Genomic DNA, 5,160 nt, shown 5'->3' on the forward strand with positions numbered 1-5,160 from the left:
GGGGTCACTTCATTTGAAGACTTCGCCTTTGTTTATATAGAGCATGAATGGCTTCAATACCTTTTATGGTTCTGGTGCAAAATATATGAAGAATGACAACGAGAATAGTAGATTCCTAACGGAATCGTATCTTATGCTATAAGGGGTCACCATACATGCCCATCAAGCTAAGATTTTAAGACACCCCCCATAATGAGAATTTTACCTTTTTACAGTTATTTATGAGAATTCGGCTCATTTTTTTCGTTCTGGGGTAGTTTATTTTTGTTAGGTTGACAGCTATAGGGACATTTCCTTTCGTTAAGTTGATAGCGATGTGGCGCTATCCCTATAATATATAGATATACTAATGATATCTCTTACTAGTCCGAAAATCTTTTTTCTCATAATAAATAATTTATCTATACATCCAATAATAGAATTACAATAGAAATTAAAGAACAACAAGTTCCTATTAAATACAAAACCATGACTGCATGAGATTGAGAAAAACCTGCTTGAAGTAACTTATGATGTCCATGAGTTTTATCCGGATTATAAGGAGCTTGTCCTTTTAACGTACGCTGTATTATTACACGTAATCCATCAAGAATAGGAACTCCCAAAGCAAATACAGGTATAAATATAGAGAATACGGTAGCTGATTTCATTGTGCCAATCACAGAAATAGATCCTAATAGAAAACCAATCAATGTTGATCCTGCATCTCCCATAATTATACGTGCTGGAAAAAAGTTATGTTTTAGAAAACCTAAAGCTGCACCAGCTAATGCTACAGCCCAAAAAAAAGAAGTTAATTCTCCTTTAACTAAAGCAACACATGCAAGAGTTGCAGCAGAAATTACTGCAATACCAGCTGCAAGGCCATCTAATCCATCAAGAAAATTAAAAACATTAATCACCATTACAATCCAACCTATTGTTAACAGTATTGAAATTTCTGATGAGAAGGAAACAAACTTAGATTCTGTAAAAGGTATAGATAAACCTACAATTCCTCCACTAAAATGAACTACCAGGTAAGCAGCTAGAATTTGTACTAGTAGCCTCGGTAATGCCGGAAAATCTTTTCCACGAGTTTTATAATAGTCATCTATTAAACCTATAATAACTAGTAAAAAACTCCCAGAAATGATAGCAATATTAGCAGTATCAAAATTATATCCCAATATTTTAGTTAATTGTACTGCAGCAAGAAAACCTAAAAAAATACCAATCCCACCCAATAATGGTATTGAATTTTTATGTATTTTTCTGCTATTAGGTATATCAACAAAATTCCATTTAACGGCAAATTCCATTATAAAAGGTACTGAAAACCATGTAACTGCAAAAGCAAACAAACCTATTAAAACCCCATACATATCAATTTATTCCTTTCTTTAGAAAAATAACTAATTGTGAAGGTTTATACTTAAACTATTTGGCATTTTAGTTAAAGAAGCAGGATTAATGAAATTGCCTTTTGTAAAAAAAGTAGGGAAATCTCCACATTTATTTAGATAAAAAAGTTTGATTACAATACTCTCTCAAAGAGTTTATAAAATGGATCGTTGCATTCTTTCGTTCCCAGCGATTTTTATAATTGGACTTGGCTTGGACTCTCCCTCTAATTCTAAGTGCCTCATGAAGAATGTCAGAATACCTTAAATCAAAGTCCTTGATCACTTCTTCACAGGCCAGTTCCTTTGATGTAATCTTTCCTGTTTTCAATGTATAGTACACTCGACATAAGGTTAAAACAATGAACTCAATCCAAAAATCGCATAAAAACAAATAGCTTCGGGAAGCTTTACTCGCTATATAGTGGTTAAGATTGTACTCCATCTCCTGCATAACATCCTTCCAATCAATATTAGAGTAGTAAGTAGAAAAATTCGGACCGTAAACAGCATATGAATCATGAACAAGCTGATAAACCGCAATTTTCATAAGCTTTCTTTTTCCCTTACACTTTGTACCCTCAAAAAACGGGAAAGATTTATGTAAATGTAATTGATTCTGCTCATCCAAGGATAAGTACTCACATTCAAACTTTTTGACCAATGGACATTTAGCTCTAACCTTCTTATGAAGGTGCGATAGTTTTATTAACTCTTCGCCCGTCAATTCCTGATTAAAAACTGTAACAAAATCAATATCACTGCTTTCAGGATGAAAGGCACCTATAACGTTTGATCCATATAAATAGACACCAAGAACTTGATTTGGAAACATTTCGTTCAACCTGCTACTATAGAGCATCATTACTTTCTTGACTTCGTTATGGATCATATTTCTTTAACTCCTTTATGTTTCAATTAGCTTAACTCCTTGTTTTACAATCCCTTCCCATAATGGATATTTTTCAGGCTCAAGCATAATCATCGTAAATCCACTTAGGAAAGATAAATAAGCCCACGTTTTATCGCGAAGTTCTTGTTCGGTTTCATTTAGACTAGAGCGCTTCTTCAACAATTCAGTCATTCTCTCTACAAACTCATAAGTGATGAAAACTGCTTCTTGCTCTAGCTCCGGAAACCTACCAGATTGGGAAAACAGATATTGTAAAATTCGTAGGTTTGATGGATCTTCACGATATTTCCTCACGTGATGCCTCACCATCTGCTCTAATTGCTCTGACAATTCTAGGCTTTCTGGTAAATACAGTTGTCCTTTTCTAGTCTCTTGAAATGCTTCTTTAACGGTATTCTCAAACAAGTCCTCCTTGCTAGGAAAATACAGTAAAATCGTAGCAGGATTAATACCTATTGCCTGCCCTATACTAGAAAGGGTAGTCTTAGAAAAACCCTCTCTTGGAAATTGCCTTTTTGCTTCTTTTAATATGACATTTCGCTTCTCTAGTCGCTGTTGATTGTTGACTGTTCTTGCCATTCATAATCCCTCACAATATATTAAATAAATAAACGTTTATTTATTTAATATAAATGAATTACATATGGAAGTAAATACGTTTTAACGCACAGAGTTGGTTTTATCTATTAGGGGTCACTTCATCCCTTAAAGTAGGAAAATCGACTTTTTATTTCCAGAATATGTATTAACGCGGGTTTTATGACAAAATGTGGTTCTGGTGCAAAAAATTCAAGGCTCTTGCAAGTAATCTCCTAAACTTGGACATACTGATAGTATGAATCTAAAAAAGGTGTGATCAGTATGGAAAAGGAAAATTTGTTTAAATGGAAACATTATCAGCCTGAACTAATCTTATTAACGGTAAGATGGTACCTACGGTACAATTTGAGCTTCCGTAACCTGGTAGAAATGATGGAGGAAAGAGGATTATCAATGGCTCACACCACCATTATGCGTTGGGTTCATCAATATGGACCTCAATTAGAAGAGAAAGTACGACATCATCTTAAATTAACAAATGATTCGTGGAGAGTCGATGAAACTTATATTAAAGTAAAAGGTCAATGGATGTACTTATATCATGCAGTTGATTCAGAGGGGAATACAATTGATTTTTATCTAAGTAAATCAAGATATAAGCAAGCAGCCAAGCGCTTTTTCAAGAAAGCCTTGGCTTTTTCGTATGTTTCTAAACCTCGCGTGTTAACTGTAGATAAGAACCTTGCCTATCCTGTAGCGATTCAAGAGCTGAAAGAAGAGAAACATATGCCTGAAGGCATACAACTAAGGCAAGTTAAATATCTCAATAATATAGTGGAACAAGACCACCGGTTTATTAAAAAACGAGTTCGTTCTATGTTAGGATTAAAGTCATTTAAAACAGCAATCTCTATATTGAGTGGTGTTGAAGCCATGCATATGATGAAAAAGGGGCAACTTGTTTTACTGGGCAAGTCTGTCCAAAACCAGAAAGAATTTATTCATAAATTGTTTGGCTTAGCTTCATAAGATAGAAATCAAGAGAAAATTGCCACTCTATGTTTCTAACTAATATTTTTGCAACAGAACCTTTTTATAGAATGCATCTCGCATGTACGGCTTGATGCCCTTATTTTTGTTGAAAAGAAAATCCATCAAGAAGCCATCTCAATTGTCGTCTTGATATAGTAAGTGCCACACCCCTATGCTCAGTTGGCCAGTAAAACGTTCCCTTTTCCAATCTGCGATAGTGCAACCAGAAACCATTATGTTCCCAAACCAGAATTTTTAGCTTATCGCGTGAGCGATTGCAAAAAACAAATAAACAGGAAGAAAAGAGATCTAACTCAAATTCTTCGTTTACAATAGCCGCTAGTCCATCAATTGATTTACGTAAATCTGTTGCCCCTTGTGCAAGATATACTTTTTCAATTGCGATTTCTGACATCATTGTTGTTTCACCGCCTGCATCACTTGTAAGAGCACTTGCGGAGTAAAAGGCACATCTAATTCAATGGTTGCTTCTTGCATATGAATTCGAATCGTAGCATGTATGTTTTCTTCTACGTCAGGGACATTCATAGAAAGCCAATTCACACGCTCATTTACATTTTGCTCTTCCGTTTCAGGCGATAATTTTTGCAACCAGTAATATAGCCGATGAACCGGTAGGTTCTGTTTTTGACACCAGGCAACTTTTGATAATCCACTGTTTTTATAGTCTTGAATATAAGTTTCCCATTCTTTCTTTAATCGGTGTCTTTCCATAAAAAAACCTCCACATAAAGTATGTAAGGAGATTATCTCATGGGTTATTTACAAATAGTAGGTGGGGAATATTTGACGTTTACTTTGATATGGTGACCCCATAGTCATCAAGCTAAAATTTTATAGTACCCCCAGAACGAAATTTTGTGCTAATTTGTAACAAAAAGCTTGTTTTTTCGTTTTGGAAAACAACGAAATTCTTAAGTTGATAGCTATGGGGTACCGTCACACCGTTATCTTCTGTCCATGTAGATTAGAAAAACAAAAAGAACTTGTAGTGATTGCTACAAGTTCTTTTTAAGGTAAGGTGACAAAAAGGGTAACACAAACTATCTTAACAAGCATATTAGAAAAACATAGGGATGTTTCTTGATAGGTCTATTATATAACAAATATTAACAATTGAAGAATTAAATTTCAAAAATTATGTGAATTGATAAAAGTGAGCGATTTGTTTTTTTAGTATCTCTTAAAAAATCCATCTATTCTAGAACCTTTTCTATACTTGTTCATTACTTTCATTTTTATAAAATTTAATCTTTCTATATAAATAATTTT

6 protein-coding genes are annotated in these 5,160 nt (G+C 34.1%); 1 reads left to right on the top strand and 5 read right to left on the bottom strand.

Annotated elements, in window-relative coordinates; translation table 11 throughout:
• Positions 1 to 401: 401 nt before the first annotated feature.
• From LOK41_RS27145 to LOK41_RS27155, 3 genes are all read right to left on the bottom strand, one after another.
• A complete protein-coding gene (locus LOK41_RS27145; RefSeq protein ID WP_241819179.1) occupies positions 402 to 1,364 on the bottom strand; it encodes an MraY family glycosyltransferase in 963 nt (320 codons plus the stop codon).
• 130 nt (positions 1,365 to 1,494) lie between these two features.
• Positions 1,495 to 2,274, bottom strand: coding sequence for a nucleotidyltransferase domain-containing protein (locus LOK41_RS27150; protein ID WP_174103269.1), 780 nt, complete (start codon positions 2,272 to 2,274; stop codon positions 1,495 to 1,497).
• A gap of 15 nt (positions 2,275 to 2,289) precedes the next feature.
• On the bottom strand, positions 2,290 to 2,874 hold the full coding sequence (locus LOK41_RS27155) for a TetR/AcrR family transcriptional regulator (RefSeq protein ID WP_017150378.1): 585 nt from the start codon (positions 2,872 to 2,874) through the stop codon (positions 2,290 to 2,292).
• 282 nt (positions 2,875 to 3,156) lie between these two features.
• Here LOK41_RS27155 and LOK41_RS27160 point away from each other — a divergent pair, with 282 nt between their 5' ends.
• Positions 3,157 to 3,864, top strand: coding sequence for an IS6 family transposase (locus LOK41_RS27160; RefSeq protein WP_241819180.1), 708 nt, complete (start codon positions 3,157 to 3,159; stop codon positions 3,862 to 3,864).
• A gap of 100 nt (positions 3,865 to 3,964) precedes the next feature.
• On the opposite strand, the gene tnpB is transcribed toward LOK41_RS27160, so the two are convergent.
• Together tnpB and tnpA are read right to left on the bottom strand one after the other, a co-directional pair.
• The gene (gene tnpB, locus LOK41_RS27165) at positions 3,965 to 4,285 is read right to left on the bottom strand and encodes an IS66 family insertion sequence element accessory protein TnpB (RefSeq protein WP_241819188.1); all 321 of its coding nucleotides are present in this window, start codon (positions 4,283 to 4,285) and stop codon (positions 3,965 to 3,967) included.
• Positions 4,282 to 4,602 carry an IS66 family insertion sequence element accessory protein TnpA gene (gene tnpA / locus LOK41_RS27170; protein ID WP_017154486.1) on the bottom strand — a complete coding sequence of 107 codons (321 nt, stop codon included), beginning with the start codon at positions 4,600 to 4,602 and terminating at the stop codon, positions 4,282 to 4,284. Before tnpA ends, tnpB begins: the two co-directional genes overlap by 4 nt.
• Between the last annotated feature and the right edge of the window lie 558 nt (positions 4,603 to 5,160).

The sequence above is a fragment of the Bacillus sp. TL12 genome, from assembly GCF_022625245.1.
Lineage (GTDB): Bacteria > Bacillota > Bacilli > Bacillales > Bacillaceae_G > Bacillus_A.

Excerpts from the sequence above, each read along its gene's own strand:
- tnpA (WP_017154486.1), bottom strand. The coding sequence starts at position 4,602 with ATGGAAAGACACCGATTAAAGAAAGAATGGGAAACTTATATTCAAGAC.
- LOK41_RS27155 (WP_017150378.1), bottom strand. The coding sequence starts at position 2,874 with ATGGCAAGAACAGTCAACAATCAACAGCGACTAGAGAAGCGAAATGTC.
- LOK41_RS27150 (WP_174103269.1), bottom strand. The coding sequence starts at position 2,274 with ATGATCCATAACGAAGTCAAGAAAGTAATGATGCTCTATAGTAGCAGG.
- LOK41_RS27145 (WP_241819179.1), bottom strand. The coding sequence starts at position 1,364 with ATGTATGGGGTTTTAATAGGTTTGTTTGCTTTTGCAGTTACATGGTTT.
- LOK41_RS27160 (WP_241819180.1), top strand. The coding sequence starts at position 3,157 with ATGGAAAAGGAAAATTTGTTTAAATGGAAACATTATCAGCCTGAACTA.
- tnpB (WP_241819188.1), bottom strand. The coding sequence starts at position 4,285 with ATGATGTCAGAAATCGCAATTGAAAAAGTATATCTTGCACAAGGGGCA.